Origin of the sequence: Rheinheimera texasensis, assembly GCF_964031785.1 — a bacterium.
GTDB classification, from domain to species: domain Bacteria; phylum Pseudomonadota; class Gammaproteobacteria; order Enterobacterales; family Alteromonadaceae; genus Pararheinheimera; species Pararheinheimera texasensis_A.
This window is the reverse complement of record NZ_CAXIRE010000019.1, coordinates 340,786-358,121: the sequence shown is the minus strand read 5'-3', so window position 1 is coordinate 358,121 and position 17,336 is coordinate 340,786. Positions and strand designations below refer to the sequence as shown.

The window sequence follows — 17,336 nt, the reverse complement described above, 5'->3', positions numbered from 1 at the left end:
CAGTTTATCAGACTTGCCCGCAGATGTGTCTTTGGTCGAAACAGACCGGCCGCGACACGGTTATTTGCGCCAGTGCCAAACAGTTAAGTTTGGCAATTTTATGCAAAATAGTTATCATTTCGCCAGATTTGCTTACTGTTTTGGCGAAAATATGCACGAAGTGTTGTCGTTATTTCCCAGTCAGGTTTTACGGGTGACCTGGTCTGATGCCGCAGAATTTGCGCCCGGTTTAATTGCAGAAGTGCTGCAGCTGCGTCAGCAGTTACCGTCTGCCAGTAAAACCAATGTCGGCGGCTGGCATTCGCCTTCGGTGCTGCAACTCCGCAGCGAACCGGTAATAAGCTGCTTTATCAGTCAAATTCCGGCACATTTAAATGTTTGGGCACAACACTATTTTGCCATTGAGACGCCACTGGACCCAGCATTGTGGCAACTGGAAGTCTGGGCCAACTGCAATGAAACCGGCCATTTTAATAAAGCGCATGATCATTTCCGCAGTGGCGTGGTCGTCAGCGGTTTTTATTATCTGCGTTGTGGCGGTGACGATGTGGGCGGCGAAACGGTGTTTATCAATCAGCAAAGCTGTCCGTTAAACATCCATAGCCCGTTGCCACTGCGCGAGCAGAGTTTTTCGGTGACGCCCAAAGACGGCGACATGTACATTTTCCCAAGCTGGCTCGGGCATCGCGTCAATCCATATCGCGGCAGCGCCACCCGCATCAGTCTGGCGTTTAATGCCTCGCATCCGGCGCTGCAGGTCGTGAAAAAAACCGACAAACCGCGTTTTGCCAAGATCCGCAAAATCTTGCGAAAAATCAGCTAAGCGGCACTGCTTCCCGGCAATTAACCGGAAAATCGGCGTTTTCATCGTGATCGCTGCACAAAAAAAGCAGCAATACAGGTCCAGAGCGGCAACACTATTGTTTCCAACCGCGATGAGGACAAACCGATGCGCCCAGTTCCATTTATTGCCGCCGTCATGGCTATATGCAGTGCAGCCACTGTTGGGGCTGCAGAACCGGCCACAGCGCCGGAATTTATTGATACTTTTGCCAAGATCTTCGGTGAACACCCAGGCATACGTAAAGGCCACGCCAAAGGTTTTTGTGTCGCCGGTGACTTTAAAGGCGACACGGTCGCGCAGGCTTTTAGCAGCTCGATGCTGTTTAGTGGCGACACTTATCCGCTGCTCGGACGTTTTTCGATGGCCGGTGGCAACCCCAAAGCCGCTGAAAACAGCCGCTCTCCGCGCGGGCTGGCGCTGCAAATTAAACTCAATAACGGCGAGCTGCAGCATTTCGCGCTGCTGTCGACACCGATGTTTGGCGCCAAAGATCCGGAGTCATTTCTCGGTTTATTAAAAACCCTCATTCCGGGGCCGGACGGTAAACCGGATCTGACGAAAGTGGCGGCCTACCGCGCTGCTCATCCGGATACCCAGCCGCAGGCGAAATATCTGGCCGACACGGCACCACCTGCCAGTTATGCCAGCACGCCTTATTTTGGTTTGCATAGTTTTATGCTGAGCAACAAAACCGGCCAGCAACAGGCCGTGCGCTGGCAGCTGCAACCGGTTGATGGCATCAAAGGCTTAACTGCCGCCGAAATCGCCGCCAAACCCACCGAATTCCTGCAACAGCGGCTGGCGGAACGGCTGCAACAAGGCCCGGTGCAGTTTAAATTAGAGCTGGTGCTGGCTGAAGCCGGTGATAATTTGCCGGACCCGTCGGTGCAGTGGCCGGCGTCGCGCAAAACGCTGCAGGTTGGTGTGGTGACGCTGCGCAGTCAGGGCGACAATGCCTGCGATAACATCAATTTTGACCCCAATGTGCTGAGCGCGGGTATCAGCCCAAGTGCCGACCCAATCCTGGCCATGCGTTCGGCCGCTTATGCCATTTCCTTTGGTAAACGCCTGACCGGCCATTGATGTTGTTGTCTTGATACCGGTGCAAATGCACGGCTGCAATCGTATGCAGTGTTTTTGCACCAAAGCGGTGCTGTTCGGCGCCGCTGTTCTTCGTCTAAGCTGAGGCGGTCTTTCTTCACCGGAGCCGCCGATGGCCACTACAAATTTGCGTACTGCCTTATCTCCTGTAGCTGCGAAGTGTCGCCGCGCTTTGCCTTCACTGGCACTGGCGGCATTGTTGTCAGCGTTATTGTCGGCGTGTAATCCGGCGCCTGAGACCAGCAAAGCCATAACTGCACCTGTTATCAGCCAGAGTGCCAGCCCGGCAACTACGGCTGTCAGTGCAACCAAACCCTGGTGGCAGGACGCGGTGTTTTATCAGATTTGGCCACGCAGTTTTGCCGACAGCAACGGCGATGGCACCGGCGACTTTAACGGCATCGCGCAAAAACTACCGTATTTAGCCGATTTAGGCGTCAATGCGCTGTGGCTGACGCCGATGTTCGAAGCGCCGAGTTATCACGGCTATGACTTCACTGAGTTTTATCAGGTCGAAAAAGATTATGGCAGCCAGCAGGAATTTAAAGCGCTGATCGATGCTGCTAAAGCCAAAAATATCCGCATTATCCTCGACTTAGTGATTAACCATATCTCAGACCAACACGACTGGTTTAAACGCTCTGCCGCCGGTGAAGCCCCTTATAAAGACTATTTTATCTGGCGCAAAGACCTGCCGACCGACGGCTGGGGCCCGGCCTGGGACGCCAGCAAAACCGACCCGAAAGTGGTCTGGCATTATCACGAAGGCCGCAAAGAATATTATTACGCCGCTTTTGGCGCCTCGCAGCCGGATTTAAATCTGACCCATCCGGATGTGGTCGCTGAAATGAAAAAGATGGCCAAATACTGGCTGGATTTAGGCGTGGCCGGTTTTCGCTTAGATGCGGTGCGTTACGCCATTGAAACCGGGCCGGACGGCCAGGCCGATACTGCGGAAACTATTGAATACTGGAAAGATTTCACTCAATACGTCAAGTCGGTACAACCGGATGCGATGCTGGTCGGCGAAGCCTGGGCCGATTTACCGGTCGCCGCCAAATACGCCGGTGATGGCAAGGCGCTGGACGCTGGTTTTGATTTTGAATTTGGCTACAAAGTGCTGGAATTGCTCCAAGGCAACGGCGGCGTTAAAGCTGAATTCGGCACTATGAATACGGCCGGTGCTGCCGCGAGCGAACAGTTATTACAAGTCAATTTCAATGCCCGTAAAGCTGCCGGTGTACCGATGGGTTATTTCAGCCCGTTTTTAACTAATCATGACCAGCCGCGTATCGGCTGGCAGCTACAGGGCGATCTGAACAAAGCCAAGCTGGCGGCGGCGATGTTACTGACATCTCCTGGCAGCACTTATCTGTATTACGGCGAAGAAATTGGCCTGAGCCAGGCGTCGGACGCCGAGCATATTCAGCGCCGCGCGCCGATGCTGTGGGACCAAAGCCCGCAGGCCGGTTTCACCACTGCTGCAAATGCCTGGGTGCAATCAGACAAGCTGTTCCCGCCGCAGCGTGAAACCAGCTGGTGGACGCCGTTCCTGCAAGCGCAGCTGGCCGCCAAAGTGACGGTGGCAGACCAACAACAGGACGCCAAATCGCTGTGGTCTTTGTACAAATTCCTGATCAGACAAAAACAGCAACGGGCGGAATTTGGTGTGGCCGGCAGCTATGAAGCAAAAACACTGAATGATGGCAAATTGCTGCAAATCAGCCGCGAACTGGCAGGGAAAAAGTCGGTGTTTGTGCTGAACCTGTCGGCAGCGCCGCAAGCGTTGCCGGCTGAACTGCTGCAGGACAGCAGCCTGCAAAACGGCTGGAATGAAGCTGAAGCAAACTCCACGCAACTGGCGGGCTGGCAATTACGTAGCTGGTCGAATTGATCATCCGGCAGCGGTTTGCATGCACCGCTGCCACTTCCTGTGTCTGGCGCCCTGGTTCCGAGTTTGACCCCGGTCCCCTGTGACTGATGTTTGTCGCACCCTATTTTGTGTGGTTGTGCAGTGACAGCGGACTTTTTAAAGGGCCGGGCGCCCCTTCGACTGCGTTTAAAAACCGAAAAGATCTGGCGTGGAAGGTGGCTGATCAGCTTCGAGGTTGCTGTCGGGTTTGCCGGCCAGTCGTGCGGCGTCACGGCGGATCCGGCGTTGCTCCAGTAATTTCAGAATGCGGGCGCGTTCGGCCACCGGTTTGTTGTGCCAGTCGAATCGTTCATCCCGCGAGCGCAGACAACCCACGCAATAACCGCGGTTATTGCTGGTGCAGACCCCGATACAGGGGTTGGGTAAGTCAAACAGCTCGAGTTGGTCCATAAGCCGCTGGCGGAAAAAAGGCGATATGGCCTGAGTCTACTCAATCCGTGCCGACAGCGCCACCGGCAACATCGTGCTGAAGATTTGGCGAACTTCTGTTAAATCAGCTGGTTACTTGCTGAGCGCTAGCCGTATGGCCGTCTTTTTTTACGAAAAGCAAAAATAACTGTTGACTCAGGCCGTGCAGACGGCTATTTCTAATAGCGTTTTGCTGTGGCCAAAGCGCCATTGCCGTTTTTTGACATATAACCAACAGAGTTATTGCTACAAACATTATGCGTAAAACAACCATCCTGAACATTATTGTGGTCCTCGTGAACGTGGTGATTATTAGTCGCCGCGGGGGCTGCTGTTTGGGACTGAAACCGTAAAATAATCAGATTCCGACAAAACCCCCGCACCGCAAGGTCCGGGGGTTTTGTACTTTCTGGGCCCTGAAAAAACCGCGCGGGATTGGCGGGTGAACAGACAAAAGCCAAATTGGCAAAGCGACCGGCACAAGCCGGACAGACAGAGGATACGGGCATGACAGGCGCAGAATTGGTAGTGAAATTATTAACCGAGCACGGCGTGCATTCCGTGTTCGGTTATCCGGGGGGGGCTATCATGCCGATTTACGACGCGCTGTACCAAAGCCCGGTCAAACACTACCTCTGCCGTCATGAACAAGGCGGCGGTTTCAGCGCCATCGGTTATGCCCGCGCCAGCGGTCAGACCGGCGTGTGTCTGGCCACTTCCGGCCCCGGCGCCACCAACCTCATCACTGCTTTAGCCGATGCACTGCTGGATTCTGTACCAGTCGTTGCCATCACTGGCCAGGTGTCGCAAGCCGTGGCCGGCACCGACGCTTTCCAGGAAGTTGACGTATTGGGCATGAGCCTGACCTGCACCAAACACAGTTTTTATGTGCGCGACGTCGCCGATTTGGCCGACACGTTACGCGAAGCCTTTGTGCTGGCCCAAAGCGGCCGCCCCGGCCCGGTGCTGGTCGATATCCCCAAGGACGTGCAGCTGGCGCAAGTGGATTATCAACCGCTGCATCTGACCGCCACCAGCGCCGCGCCTGAACTGAGCCAATTCGCCGAACAAATCGCCAGTGCCCGCACTTTGCTGCAGCAGGCGAAAAAACCTATGGCTTACATCGGCGGTGGTGTGCATATGGCTGACGCCTTGCCGGAATTAAACGCCTTTTTAACCGCGACCGGCATGCCGTCGGTCACCACGTTAAAAGCCATGGGCTCGGTAGAAAAAGCCAACCCGCTGTATTTAGGCATGTTGGGTATGCACGGCACCCAGGCCGCCAATATTGCCGTGCAACAAACGGATTTACTGGTTTGTTTAGGCGCGCGTTTTGATGACCGGGTGACCGGCAATTTAAAGAAATTCGCGCCGGAAGCCAAGGTCATCCATATCGACATCGACCCAGCCGAAATCAACAAACTACGGTTTGCTGAAGTGGCTATGTTAGGTGATTTAAAAGCGCTTTTGCCGGCACTGACCGTTGCTGGTGATTACAGTGCCTGGCAGACGCACTGCGCCACGCTGAAAGCCCAGCACGGCTGGCGCTACGACCATCCGGGCGAGCGTATCTACGCGCCATTATTGCTGAAGCAACTGAGCGAACGCATGCCGGACAATTCTGTCGTCAGCTGCGACGTTGGCCAGCACCAGATGTGGGTGGCGCAGCATATGCGCTTTAACTCACCGCGCAATCATTTATCGAGCGGCGGCCTCGGCACTATGGGCTTTGGCTTGCCGGCGGCGATTGGCGCCAAAATCTCACGGCCGCAGGACACCAGCGTGCTGGTCACCGGCGACGGCTCTTTTATGATGAACGTGCAGGAACTGGCCACCATCAAACGCTTCCGCCTGCCGGTCAAAATCGTCGTGATCGACAACCAGCGCCTTGGCATGGTGAAACAATGGCAACAGCTGTTTTTCGCCGGCCGCTATAGCGAAACCGATTTGTCCGACAACCCGGATTTTGTCTCGCTGGCTGCCGCTTTTGCCATCCCAGGCCACAGCATCAGCCATAAAGACGAAGTGGAATCGGCCTTAGACGCCATGTTCAGCTGGCCGGGGCCTTATTTGTTACACGTACGCATCGACGAAACGGACAACGTCTGGCCATTAGTACCACCAGGTGCCGCCAACCACGACATGATGACCGACTTACCGCAGTGGGAGGAATAACCATGAGCAACGCAGCCAACAGCCACCAGCATACTTTGACTATCCAAACCCGCCACGAAGCCGTCGCGGTCGAACGTTTACTGCAGGTCACCCGCTACCGTGGTTTTACTTTAGCCGGGCTTGAACTAAAGCCGCTGGCTGATGTGAGTGGTTTACTGATAACCTTAAGCGTGGTCAGCGACAAGCCGATCAGCCTGCTGGTCAATCAGCTGAATAAGCTGTACGACGTGCTGGATCTGGAGCTGCACCAGGCCGAAGCCGGTGCGCTTAGGGCGTGATGAGAACCTGTAAAGATAGTTAGCGTTTCGCTGGAATCTGACAGAGGTTGGTATTCACGCGGAGCAGACCCTCTGCGGCAGGGAAGCCGCAGAGGAGCCCCCATGGATGGGTTCACGGCGTGTCTGCGTAGTGTGAATACCAATCTCTGAGCCTGACGGTGAATGCTGTCAGAGTTTGATGAATAAACGGTGCCGGACCGAAATCCGGCAACATAAAAAAGCACGGGCACCGATAACAGCCCGGCATGATCACCGCCACAGGCGGTGACGTTACAACCAAGTGGCCCTGAACCCAAAACCCGATGCTGGCGCATGCATCTTTCAGATAATTAACAGATTGGCGCCGCATCACTAAATTTGCCTATGCAGGAGTAAATTGCATGCCTAAATTACGTTCAGCCACGACCACCGAAGGCCGCAATATGGCGGGTGCCCGTGCCTTGTGGCGCGCCACGGGTGTCAAAGACACCGACTTCGGGAAGCCGATCATCGCCGTGGTGAACTCGTTCACCGAATTCGTGCCGGGCCATGTGCACCTGCGCGACCTCGGGAAACTGGTGGCAGAAGCCATTGAAGCGGCCGGCGGTATCGCCAAAGAATTCAACACCATCGCCATCGACGACGGCATCGCCATGGGCCACGGCGGCATGTTGTACAGCCTGCCGTCCCGCGAAATCATCGCCGACTCGGTCGAATATGTGGTGAACGGCCACTGCGCCGATGCGATGGTCTGTATCTCCAACTGCGACAAAATCACGCCGGGCATGTTAATGGCCGCGCTGCGCCTGAACATTCCGGCAATTTTTGTCTCCGGTGGCCCGATGGAAGCCGGCAAAACCAAGCTTTCAGATCAAATCATCAAACTTGATTTAGTCGATGCGATGGTGTCGGCCGCCAATCCAAACGTGTCAGACGAAGACAGCGAAAAAATCGAACGCAGCGCCTGCCCGACGTGCGGTTCTTGCTCCGGCATGTTCACCGCCAACTCGATGAACTGTTTAGTGGAAGCCTTAGGTTTAGGCCAGCCGGGCAATGGCTCGATGCTGGCGACCCACGCCGACCGCCGCGAGCTGTTTGTCAGCGCCGGTACACGCATTATGGAACTGACGCGCCGCTGGTATCAAAACGATGACGTAAGCGCTTTGCCGCGTTCTATCGCCAATAAAACCGCTTTTGAAAACGCCATGATGCTGGACATCGCGATGGGCGGCTCCACCAACACAGTGCTGCATTTACTGGCCGCCGCCATTGAAGCTGAAGTCGATTTTGGCATGGCCGACATCGACCGGCTGTCGCGCATCGTGCCGCATTTGTCCAAAGTGGCGCCGTCGACGCAGAAATACCATATGGAAGATGTGCACCGCGCCGGTGGTGTGGTCGCCATTCTGGCCGAGTTACAGCGCGCCGGTTTGGTCAACCCGGACACGCCGCACGTGGCCGGCAGTTCACTCGGTGATGTATTAAGCCGTTTTGACATCATGACGACGCAAGACCAAGCAGTGAAAGACTTCTACCGCGCCGGCCCGGCCGGCATCCGCACTACGCAGGCGTTTTCACAAAACTGCCGTTACCCGACGCTGGACGATGACCGCGAAAACGGCTGTATCCGCAGTAAAGAACATGCGTATTCGCAGGACGGCGGTTTAGCGGTGCTGTACGGCAACCTGGCGCCAAACGGCTGTATCGTCAAAACCGCCGGTGTGGACAAAGACAACCTGGTGTTTAACGGTGTGGCGCGGGTATTTGAATCGCAGGACGACGCCGTGACCGCCATTTTAGGCGGCGTGGTCAAAGCCGGTGATGTCGTAGTGATCCGCTACGAAGGGCCAAAAGGCGGCCCGGGTATGCAGGAAATGTTGTATCCAACCAGCTACTTAAAATCAATGGGCCTGGGCAAAGCCTGTGCTTTAGTTACCGACGGCCGTTTCTCCGGCGGCACTTCCGGTTTATCGATTGGCCACGTTTCGCCGGAAGCAGCCAGCGGCGGCGCTATTGCGCTGGTCGAAGATGGCGACGGCATCGACATCGACATTCCAAACCGCAGTATTAATATTCGAATTTCTGACGAAACTCTGGCGGCGCGCCGCGCTGCCATGGACGCCAAAGGCAAACAAGGCTGGAAACCGGTTGACCGTACCCGTTACGTCAGCCCGGCACTCAAAGCCTATGCCTTATTGGCAAGCTCAGCCGACAAAGGCGCCGTGCGCGATTTGTCCAAGCTGGGAGACTAATAGTTTCAGGCCGGCGCTGTGGGTAAAAAGCCATAGCCCGGCCAATCAGAAAGGCGAGACCTTATGACTGCGTTACAACAAGTGGCTGCTCCTGGTACGGGTAGTGCTGCGTTACAAGCCCATCCGGCAGACCAGGCGAAGCCGCATGATGAAAAAGCGGCGCTGCAACAACATTATCTGCGCGAAATTTTATTATCGCCGGTGTATCAGGCAGCGGTGGAAACCCCGCTGCAGGCAATGCCTAAACTAAGCAAACGCCTCGGTTGCCAGGTGGAACTTAAACGCGAAGACCATCAGCCGGTATATTCCTTTAAGCTGCGGGGCGCTTTTCATAAGCTGCATAAGGTGGCGGCGAAGGCCACAGCAGCCGGCACTTTAGACAGCACCCGTGTCATTTGTGCGTCTGCCGGCAACCACGCCCAAGGCGTGGCTTTGTCAGCCAGCAAACTCGGCCTGCACGCCACTATTGTGATGCCGATCACTACGCCAGAAATCAAAGTCAGCGCAGTGCGCGGTTTTGGCGGCAATGTGCTGCTGCACGGCACCGCCTTTGACGAAGCCAACCGCCACGCCATTGAGCTGGCGAAAAGCACCGGTGCTACTTATATTCCGCCGTTTGACGATGTTGATGTGATCGCCGGCCAAGGCACTGTGGCGAAAGAACTCCTGACGCAAAACAACCAGCTCAACGCGGTATTTATTCCGGTCGGTGGTGGTGGTTTGTTGGCCGGTATGGCGGTTTATATCAAAGCTGTGCTGCCAAATGTGCGGGTGATTGGCGTAGAGCCAGACGACGCCGCCTGTTTAGACGCCGCACTGAAAGCCGGTGAACCTGTGACGTTGGACCGAGTTGGTTTATTCGCCGACGGCGTCGCAGTGAAACGCATCGGTACTGAGACTTTTAAACTGGCCCAGCTGTTTTGCGACGAAGTGGTGACAGTCACGAGCGACGAGATCTGCGCGGCGATCAAAGACATTTTTGAAGACCTACGCGCCGTGGCCGAACCAGCCGGAGCTTTGGCTTTAGCTGGCCTGAAAAAATACGCGCAGCAACATAGCCAGACCGGCGACGTGAATGAACAGACGCAGCTGGCGGCGGTATTAAGTGGTGCCAACTTAAACTTTGACACGCTGCGGTATGTATCCGAGCGCTGTGAACTGGGTGAGAAAAAAGAAGCCGTATTCGCGGTGACTATTCCGGAAGAAAAAGGCAGCTTCCGCCGCTTCTGCCAGACACTCGGCGGCCGCGCCATCACCGAATTTAACTACCGCTACGCCAGTGACAACAAAGCGCATATTTTTGTTGGCATCAAACTTCGAAACGGCGCACAGGAACTGGCTCAAGTCACGCAAGCGCTGACCGACGCCGGTTACCAGTTCCAGGATTTATCCGACGACGAACTGGCCAAACTCCACGTCCGCCATATGGTCGGCGGCATGCCACCGCGTCTGGTCAACGAACAAGTCTACCAGTTCAACTTCCCGGAATACCCCGGCGCGCTGATGAACTTCCTCAATACCTTGGGCGAGAAATGGAATATCACCTTGTTCCATTACCGCAACCACGGTGCCGCCACTGGCGATGTATTGGCAGGCTTTGAGATTGCTGATCCTGCTGAAATTGAAGGGCATTTAGAGGCTTTGGGGTATCCGTATCAGCTGGTCAGCGGCAATAGTTCTTATCGGACGTTTTTGACGGGTGAAGTCGGGGTTTCGAAGCGCAACTAATGTTGCGCTTCGCCGACTGAACGCCCTGAGCTCTGCGAAGGGCCGGAGGGGCGAGGCCTGACCTCGCCCAATTACATGTGTCACTACGTTTAAACGAACTTTTTTCACACATCCTAATTGAGGCACCCTAGATTGCGCCTCAAATTTTTGTTTTCATATTATATTTTTACTCTTTTAGAGCGGGCTAGCTCTACTGTCCATATATATATTTGAGTAATGCATCCCGACGTCGTGCGCGTTGAGTTTGCATTTTTGTACCAGAGCTCATGCTAAGTTTGTACTCTCTTATATAATCATCTGTTATTGGCTGCGTTCTTAGTTTTTCGAAAAACACTGAAAGTTCAGTTGATATATTTGAATCATCGCGGCTCTTGTATTTTTCAATTGATAATAGCCACAGGCCATAAAGGTGGCTTACGCCAGATATTCTGAACTCATCATAGTTTATGTTGAAATTCTCCATTAAGTTAGTGACTTCATTAAATTTTTCAGTGATTTCTGACGCCCAGTTGTCATCAAATTTACTATATTCCTCATATTTTTTGTCTATTATTTCTGGTGATGAGCTATATATTTTATCTTCATTCAAGGCGAATATTAATTCAGAAACAAATTCTTGATCTTCCATGCGGGAAAGGTCTGTGGCGACTGATAGTCTGCTTTTCCAAAAGATGTGAGTTTCACAAATATTGTTAACTACCTTTAACAGTGGTGAGTTATAGTAGTTTGATTTCCTCAGTTCTTGCCCATTTAGTTTCTCGCCATTTCTATTTAGTCTGTCAAATAGTTTGTCTAATGTTTTTTCATCTTCAATATCGATTAATTCTACAGGTAATCTATACTTCCAAAACTCTGATTTTACATCATTAGGTATTTCTGAAAATAACATGCCAGCTAATTTTAAGTTTTCGTCTTCCAATTCGTTAGCTATGTAAAGTCTATCTTCTATGAATGATATTATTGACATTAACCTCTGTTTTCCATCGATTACATCATAATTAGTCTTTCCAGTCTGAGCGTCTATGATTTGATGTAAAAAAACTGGAGGAATAGGGTAGTTGTTCAGCATGCTATCTACAAGGTAAGCCTGCTTTTCTTCAGACCATACTGACTTTCTTTGATACTTTGGATCAAAGTTATACTTTTTCAGAATGTGATTTTCGTAGAAGTCAGAAACAGTAATGGTCGTTGAATTCCTTGTTATCTTAGCCATAAAAATTTCTCAGTATTGATGATGTTCTATGATGCTCAAACTTTTCGAATCGACTTTGGAGAATTGCATTCAAAAGAGAGCTTGGATTTGGATTTATGTTTAAAATCTCAGAGTTTTTGTTGGCAGCTAATAATACACTGTCAAGTTCTTTTCTATCCACATGCCAGTAGGAAACTCCACATATTAAAACTTTCTCGCAGTCTTTGATGTTGTTGGCGAAGATGCTAGTCATTTGTGCCGACCACGAAGCATTTGTTCTGTCCTTATCACCATATGGAGGTATTATGGTATTTATAATTCTATTATTAATTAAGGATTCGTACTCAACATTAATGTCGCTAGATTGTATGGAGTCCCTAAAGTTGAGAGGTATGCTGTAAGGTGTTTCGACTTTGCTTTTTGCTGTCGAAGTAAAACTGATTGAGCCATGAGGTTTGTATATTTCAAACTTGTGGTCGCCGGATTTTTCTACTTCAACTATTCTATATGAAGCTTTGATTTCATCTAAGCATTTTTCTAGAAATGTGTCGTAATTAAGTGTGTAGATATGGATTTTATCATATTTATCTATAGATTCCTTGAGAAATTTGAACCACTGCCATGTTTCAATTTCTGAGCGCCAATTCATATTGGAAAATAGCTCGTCATACCATATAAATAGAAATTTGAGATATTCTACTATTTCAAAGTAGGCCTTTACATATAAGCTAGTTTCTTTTGAGCTGATAAAATGCTCGCCGTAGTGGAAAAAATTTGCACACGTTATTATTTTTTCGAATACTTCATTAGCTTTATCTTTGCTAACGCCCGGATATATACCAAGTGCAATAAGAGATGGACAATTTCTACTGGTCAGAAATCCAGAGTTCTCTCGGCCGGGAAATTTAAGCTCTGAACCTTTAGCGAAAAGATCAATTACATCAATATAGGTAGAGTATTTTAGGTGGTTTATTAAATCTATAGTAAAACCATTTCCAAGTATTATTGCTAGTTCTTTCATAAAACTCTTATTTTGTTACTAACTGAATTAGTGAGTCATATTTGTTTCGTATACAGATACAAGGTCAAATGCGTTTAACGCACATTATATTCACCATAAAATGATCATCTTCTTTATCGTGGATAATCAGGTATTTATCTAGTTAAGTACAGACTTCATGTTTATCAAAGTTATTCCACAACCAATGTTCGGTGACATCAAACTGCAAAACTCCAGACTCAGTTGCCGAACTTTTACAGCATCCGGGTTATGCAGCCGGTTAATGGCGTCGGTGAATTTCTTCTGGATATAGTCACCGGCAAAGCTACCTTTTAGCGCGGCCAGTTTTTGACACATTTGTGTTCTGAGCCAGCTTTCAATAAAGGTTTCCCAGGTAGTTAATGTCATCACTAAAGCAGAGCGTTTTAACACTTCATTGGCTTGTTGCTCGGGTTTGGATAGTTTGTCGAATAGCTCAAGCAGCCGTTCCCCGCTTTGAATAAAAAGCGCAATGGCAGTATCAAAAATAGCAGTAGGGTTTTCCGACACGGCAGTGGGTGCCGTTGCAGTCTGAACCATCCATGTCCTCCTGGTTGCCAAACCCGTTGTTGTGGCGGGTGGCTTGTCACAATAGTTCCAAGTTAAAACAATCGGTTGGTACTGACAAGGTGTAATAGGTACAAAAGTAACTATTTGGTCAATGGAAGGCGGGACGCATTCGTTCAGATGTGTTAGAAAAAAACAGCGCTTTGCAGCGCTGTTATCTACATGGATTACTTCACCAGCACTTTCACCACAGCGCGGCTGCCATTTTCTGCGACCACTGTGACATGGGCAGTGCCGAACATCTTCGGCTGAATAGTCATGGCGTTGCCGCTGCAGGCAGTGACTACGGCAACACTGGGTGAGTCGGACGTGCATTGGGCTAATTTGCCGCCCCGCACCACACTGACCACCCGTGTGTAGTAGTTTTGCCCGGCCTCGGTCAGCGCGGTTGGAAGACCTACGGTTGCAGTCAATAGTCCCGCCGGGCCGTTCTTGGCAAGCTCGATGTTCACTTCTGTGGTATCGAGGCTAAACAAGCTGTATTTGCCGGTGGCTTTGGCCAAGTCTTCTTCTGACGGTAAGGTTTGTAATAACGCATTGCGCATCACTTTGAGCGTCGACATCACACTGACAAATAACGCCGCGCCTTCTGGCGTCAGTTTGTTCGGGATTAAAGCACCGCCACCGGCAATAGCGCTGCTGCGGGCGCTGATATACGCCGCATTGGCTGCTTCAATCAGTTCCAACCCTTGTGAATAAGCCTTGGCTTTGTCGCCGGCGTTGATGATATCGGCAATATCGGGTGTTAAGGCACTGAGACCTGCCAATGTGGTGACTACATCCGGATGCACGCCGGTGGTGGCGGAAAAGGCGGAAGCAAAAGCCGCCAGAATGACCTGCATCGCAGAAAGCCCTTCTTCCCAGGTCCGGCCGTGGTCAACGCGTTTACGCATGGTGTCTTCCACCAGATAGGTGAACTTGTAGACCCGTTGATCGGTGATGTTGTAGTCGAGGTTCAGGTTTTGATTCAGATTAGGATCTGAGTTTTTCGCATTACTGACTTCCAGCAAATGCAAAGGTGGCGTGGTTTTTACATCATAAAAGTCGGCATCTTTATGCTGGTAAACGTTCGAACAGCCGGCAAGGATGCTGGCGGCTGCACACAGGGGAATTAGTTTCATAGTTTTCATAACATGTCCTTGTTAGAGCACAAAACACTGCGGCAGAGAGGCGTACTGACCTAAGGGCTCATTTTCAAGTTGAATCAATATGTTGCGGATGAAACTGCAGCCCGGCGGGATACAACGCGACGCGTGCTTGACATCCATGTAGTTCTTTCGTCCGGTATCCGGACAACAACAGGTATAGCCGCTTCATCTTAGATGGCAAGGTGAAGGCTTTTGCCAGCGGCCGCTAACGGCCGGGACGATATACCTGCAATTTCATCAAACCGGCAGATTTTTCCGGTCATGTCAGTGATGCTTGAATTTCGTAGCCCATAAAGCTACATTCGTAGCAAATAAAGCTTCATTTATGCAAAGGCAAACCATGAATGCACTGGCCGAATTACTCTTTAGCAAATACCGCCGTCAGGTGTTGATGTTATTACTGCAGCAACCTGAGCAGGCCTGGCATGTGCGCGAGATTGCGCGTTTGACTGGTACACATCCTGGTACTTTGCATAAGGAACTGAGCAAGCTGGCAGATGCCGGTATTTTAAACCGGCGTGAGCAGGGCAATCAGTTGTGGTATCAGGCCAACCGGTTGTGTCCAATCTTTGACGAGTTGGCCAGTATTCTGCGTAAAACCAGTGATTTAACTGACCAGCTGCGGCAGGCACTGTTACCGGTAGCTGCGCAGTTAAGGTTTGTTGCTGTGTTTGGTTCTGTGGCCAGCGGGAAAGCCAATCCGCACAGTGATATAGATGTATTGCTGGTTGGGGCGCTGACCTTTTCCGAAGCGGTACACCTGCTTTATCCGCTGCAACATCAGCTTGGCCGCGACATTAATCCGCAACTATATTCAGAGTCTGAATGGATGCAGGCACTGGCGGGCAACTCGGGTTTTATCCGGGAGTTGCTACAGAGCCCGTTATTGATGGTGCAAGGAGACAAGGATGACCTTAGACAACCTGATAGGCACAACACTGGAGCGGATTGATCCAGACCCTGCGCAAATTGCGCGATTATTGCAGGCCGCAGCACGCAATATTCAGGACGCAGAGCTGCCGGACTTAAGTAACGAAAACCGCTTTGATGTTGCCTATAAAGCCATTATGCAACTGGCCAACGCGGCGCTACAGCAGGCTGGTTTTCGTACCCTGACCAGTAAACCCGGTCACCATCAGACGATGCTGCAATCGCTGGTAAAAACGGTGGGGATCAGCACAGACCGTTTGATTGTGCTGGATGCGCTGCGAAAACAACGCAACATTACCGACTATTCCGGTGATTTAGTCACAGCCGCAGCTGTGTCGGAATGCCTGCAGCAGGCGAAAGAGTTGCTGCAGATAGTCGAGCAATGGTTGTTTGGAACTAGCATCCCTGCACCTGACAAGTAGCCTGCGCCGTTACGCTGAGTTATGCTTTGTGGTATTCCTGTTTTAGCTTTATCGCCAATTCATAAGGACTTGTTATGTCGCTGGATCTCAGCCCTCTGCTGAAAGCCGTCACTCGTTTGCAGGAAGGTTGGCAACGTTATCAACAAGATGTCTCTGATACGCAAATCCGTGATGGGTTAGTGCAGCGCTTTGAGTTTACCTATGAAATCAGCCACAAAATGCTCAAGCGCTTTCTTGAACAAACGGCAGCCAACCCTGAGCTTTTTGATGCGATGTCTTTTGCTGATTTGATTCGCAGCGGCAATGAAAAAGGGCTGTTGTTGGGAGACTGGCCGGCGTGGCGTTTGTATCGTGATATGCGCAGCAAAACCAGCCGTACCTATGATGAGGACGTGGCGCTACAAGTCGTGGCGGGCATTCCGGCATTTTTGCACGAAGCGGAATACCTGGCTGCGCAGTTACAACAACGGGCGCAGCATGACTAAAGCGCTGATTCAGCCGGTAGACGAGCCGGCAATGGACCCATCAGCCATTCCGCCGGCCGGTTTGCAGTTAAGCGTCGGGCAGTGGCAACAAGTGCAGCGTATTTTGCAGCGCCTGCTGGCCGGTTATCCGGTCTGGGCTTTTGGCAGCAGGGCAGCAGGCCGTGGTAAAACCTATTCAGATCTGGATTTGGTGATTGTAAGTACCGAGCCATTGCCATTGGCGTTGCTGGCCGAAGTCTCAGAAGCTTTCAGTGAATCTGATTTACCCTGGAAAGTCGATGTGGTGGACTGGGCTACGACGTCGGAGACGTTCCGGCAGCGGATTTTGGCCTGCAAAGTGGAGTTGCAGTAAAAGCTGATTGATTTACCAGGCCAGCCTTGCCAGACCATTCCGGAAAACCGCTTCCTTTATTCAAACTGTTGTTCCTGGTCTTACTGCCTGGTTGCACGCTTCCAGTTCAGATATCATTCATTCTCAAGCGGTTAGTTTCATATTTTTTACCATATGGACATGTCATGACTACATTTTTCCGCTGTTGTCTTTTGTTAACTCCGTTGTGTTTCAGCGCCTGCACTATCCACAGCGTGGGTAAACACAAAGCTATCACCTTGGATACCGGTAATGAGGTGGTGGATGCCGCGTCTTATGTGGTGGCTGGCGCGAAGTTGCAGCAGAAAATCCGCGCAGAAAAGCTGCAAAATGGCGAATTAAATAATCCGAATGACCCGGTGGTGAAGCAAATGGACGAAGCCATCGAAAAGGCCAAAGACCGCAAACACGGCATGGAACCCACTAAAACCGACCGCGCTGCGGATGCCAGCAGCCTGGTGATCAAAAAGTCGGGCGGCGGTTGA

Annotated in this window: 17 protein-coding genes; 12 read left to right on the top strand and 5 right to left on the bottom strand. The window is 51.4% G+C overall.

The genetic code is table 11. The features are described from left to right. Window positions 1-100 precede the first annotated feature (100 nt). The 3 genes from ABNT34_RS10070 to ABNT34_RS10060 all read left to right on the top strand — a co-directional run bounded on the left by ABNT34_RS10070 (window position 101) and on the right by ABNT34_RS10060 (window position 3,839). Entirely contained in the window at window positions 101-823 is a 723-nt protein-coding gene (locus tag ABNT34_RS10070; RefSeq protein ID WP_348731203.1) for a putative 2OG-Fe(II) oxygenase, read from the top strand. A 126-nt stretch (window positions 824-949) separates the two neighbouring features. After that, window positions 950-1,927: a catalase family peroxidase gene (locus tag ABNT34_RS10065; RefSeq protein ID WP_348731201.1), complete on the top strand. Its 978-nt coding sequence runs from the start codon at window positions 950-952 to the stop codon at window positions 1,925-1,927. A gap of 130 nt (window positions 1,928-2,057) precedes the next feature. Continuing rightward, window positions 2,058-3,839 (top strand): alpha-amylase family glycosyl hydrolase, encoded by a 1,782-nt coding sequence (locus tag ABNT34_RS10060; RefSeq protein WP_348731199.1) that lies wholly within the window; start codon window positions 2,058-2,060, stop codon window positions 3,837-3,839. A 165-nt stretch (window positions 3,840-4,004) separates the two neighbouring features. Here ABNT34_RS10060 and ABNT34_RS10055 read toward each other — a convergent pair whose 3' ends face one another. Then, a complete protein-coding gene (locus tag ABNT34_RS10055; protein ID WP_348731197.1) occupies window positions 4,005-4,268 on the bottom strand; it encodes a DUF1289 domain-containing protein in 264 nt (87 codons plus the stop codon). A gap of 525 nt (window positions 4,269-4,793) precedes the next feature. On the opposite strand from ABNT34_RS10055, the gene ilvG reads away from it, so the two are divergent. The 4 genes from ilvG to ilvA all read left to right on the top strand — a co-directional run bounded on the left by ilvG (window position 4,794) and on the right by ilvA (window position 10,698). Next, window positions 4,794-6,461, top strand: a complete 1,668-nt coding sequence (gene ilvG / locus ABNT34_RS10050; protein ID WP_348731195.1) for an acetolactate synthase 2 catalytic subunit — start codon at window positions 4,794-4,796, stop codon at window positions 6,459-6,461. Window positions 6,462-6,463: 2 nt separating this feature from the next. Continuing rightward, window positions 6,464-6,739: an acetolactate synthase 2 small subunit gene (gene ilvM / locus ABNT34_RS10045; protein WP_348731194.1), complete on the top strand. Its 276-nt coding sequence runs from the start codon at window positions 6,464-6,466 to the stop codon at window positions 6,737-6,739. A 380-nt stretch (window positions 6,740-7,119) separates the two neighbouring features. Continuing rightward, a complete protein-coding gene (gene ilvD / locus ABNT34_RS10040) occupies window positions 7,120-8,970 on the top strand; it encodes a dihydroxy-acid dehydratase (protein WP_348731193.1) in 1,851 nt (616 codons plus the stop codon). 162 nt (window positions 8,971-9,132) lie between these two features. Further along, window positions 9,133-10,698 (top strand): threonine ammonia-lyase, biosynthetic, encoded by a 1,566-nt coding sequence (gene ilvA / locus ABNT34_RS10035; RefSeq protein ID WP_348731706.1) that lies wholly within the window; start codon window positions 9,133-9,135, stop codon window positions 10,696-10,698. 190 nt (window positions 10,699-10,888) lie between these two features. On the opposite strand, the gene ABNT34_RS10030 is transcribed toward ilvA, so the two are convergent. The 4 genes from ABNT34_RS10030 to ABNT34_RS10015 all read right to left on the bottom strand — a co-directional run bounded on the left by ABNT34_RS10030 (window position 10,889) and on the right by ABNT34_RS10015 (window position 14,626). Continuing rightward, window positions 10,889-11,911, bottom strand: a complete 1,023-nt coding sequence (locus tag ABNT34_RS10030; protein ID WP_348731192.1) for a DUF262 domain-containing protein — start codon at window positions 11,909-11,911, stop codon at window positions 10,889-10,891. Further along, window positions 11,904-12,911: an SIR2 family protein gene (locus ABNT34_RS10025; RefSeq protein WP_348731190.1), complete on the bottom strand. Its 1,008-nt coding sequence runs from the start codon at window positions 12,909-12,911 to the stop codon at window positions 11,904-11,906. The genes ABNT34_RS10030 and ABNT34_RS10025 overlap by 8 nt, the downstream gene beginning before the upstream one ends. A 138-nt stretch (window positions 12,912-13,049) precedes the next feature. Beyond that, window positions 13,050-13,469 (bottom strand): HEPN domain-containing protein, encoded by a 420-nt coding sequence (locus tag ABNT34_RS10020; protein ID WP_348731188.1) that lies wholly within the window; start codon window positions 13,467-13,469, stop codon window positions 13,050-13,052. Window positions 13,470-13,663: 194 nt separating this feature from the next. Further along, window positions 13,664-14,626: a hypothetical protein gene (locus ABNT34_RS10015; RefSeq protein ID WP_348731186.1), complete on the bottom strand. Its 963-nt coding sequence runs from the start codon at window positions 14,624-14,626 to the stop codon at window positions 13,664-13,666. Window positions 14,627-14,969: 343 nt separating this feature from the next. On the opposite strand from ABNT34_RS10015, the gene ABNT34_RS10010 reads away from it, so the two are divergent. The 5 genes from ABNT34_RS10010 (at window position 14,970) to ABNT34_RS09990 (ending at window position 17,336) form a co-directional block, all read left to right on the top strand. Continuing rightward, complete coding sequence (locus ABNT34_RS10010) at window positions 14,970-15,596, top strand: nucleotidyltransferase domain-containing protein (RefSeq protein ID WP_348731184.1); 627 nt, start codon at window positions 14,970-14,972, stop codon at window positions 15,594-15,596. Next, window positions 15,553-15,996, top strand: a complete 444-nt coding sequence (locus ABNT34_RS10005) for a HEPN domain-containing protein (protein WP_348731182.1) — start codon at window positions 15,553-15,555, stop codon at window positions 15,994-15,996. Before ABNT34_RS10010 ends, ABNT34_RS10005 begins: the two co-directional genes overlap by 44 nt. Before the next feature lie 74 nt (window positions 15,997-16,070). Continuing rightward, window positions 16,071-16,481, top strand: a complete 411-nt coding sequence (locus ABNT34_RS10000) for a nucleotidyltransferase substrate binding protein (protein WP_348731180.1) — start codon at window positions 16,071-16,073, stop codon at window positions 16,479-16,481. Beyond that, complete coding sequence (locus ABNT34_RS09995) at window positions 16,474-16,833, top strand: nucleotidyltransferase domain-containing protein (protein ID WP_348731178.1); 360 nt, start codon at window positions 16,474-16,476, stop codon at window positions 16,831-16,833. Before ABNT34_RS10000 ends, ABNT34_RS09995 begins: the two co-directional genes overlap by 8 nt. A 164-nt stretch (window positions 16,834-16,997) precedes the next feature. After that, a complete protein-coding gene (locus ABNT34_RS09990) occupies window positions 16,998-17,336 on the top strand; it encodes a hypothetical protein (RefSeq protein ID WP_348731176.1) in 339 nt (112 codons plus the stop codon).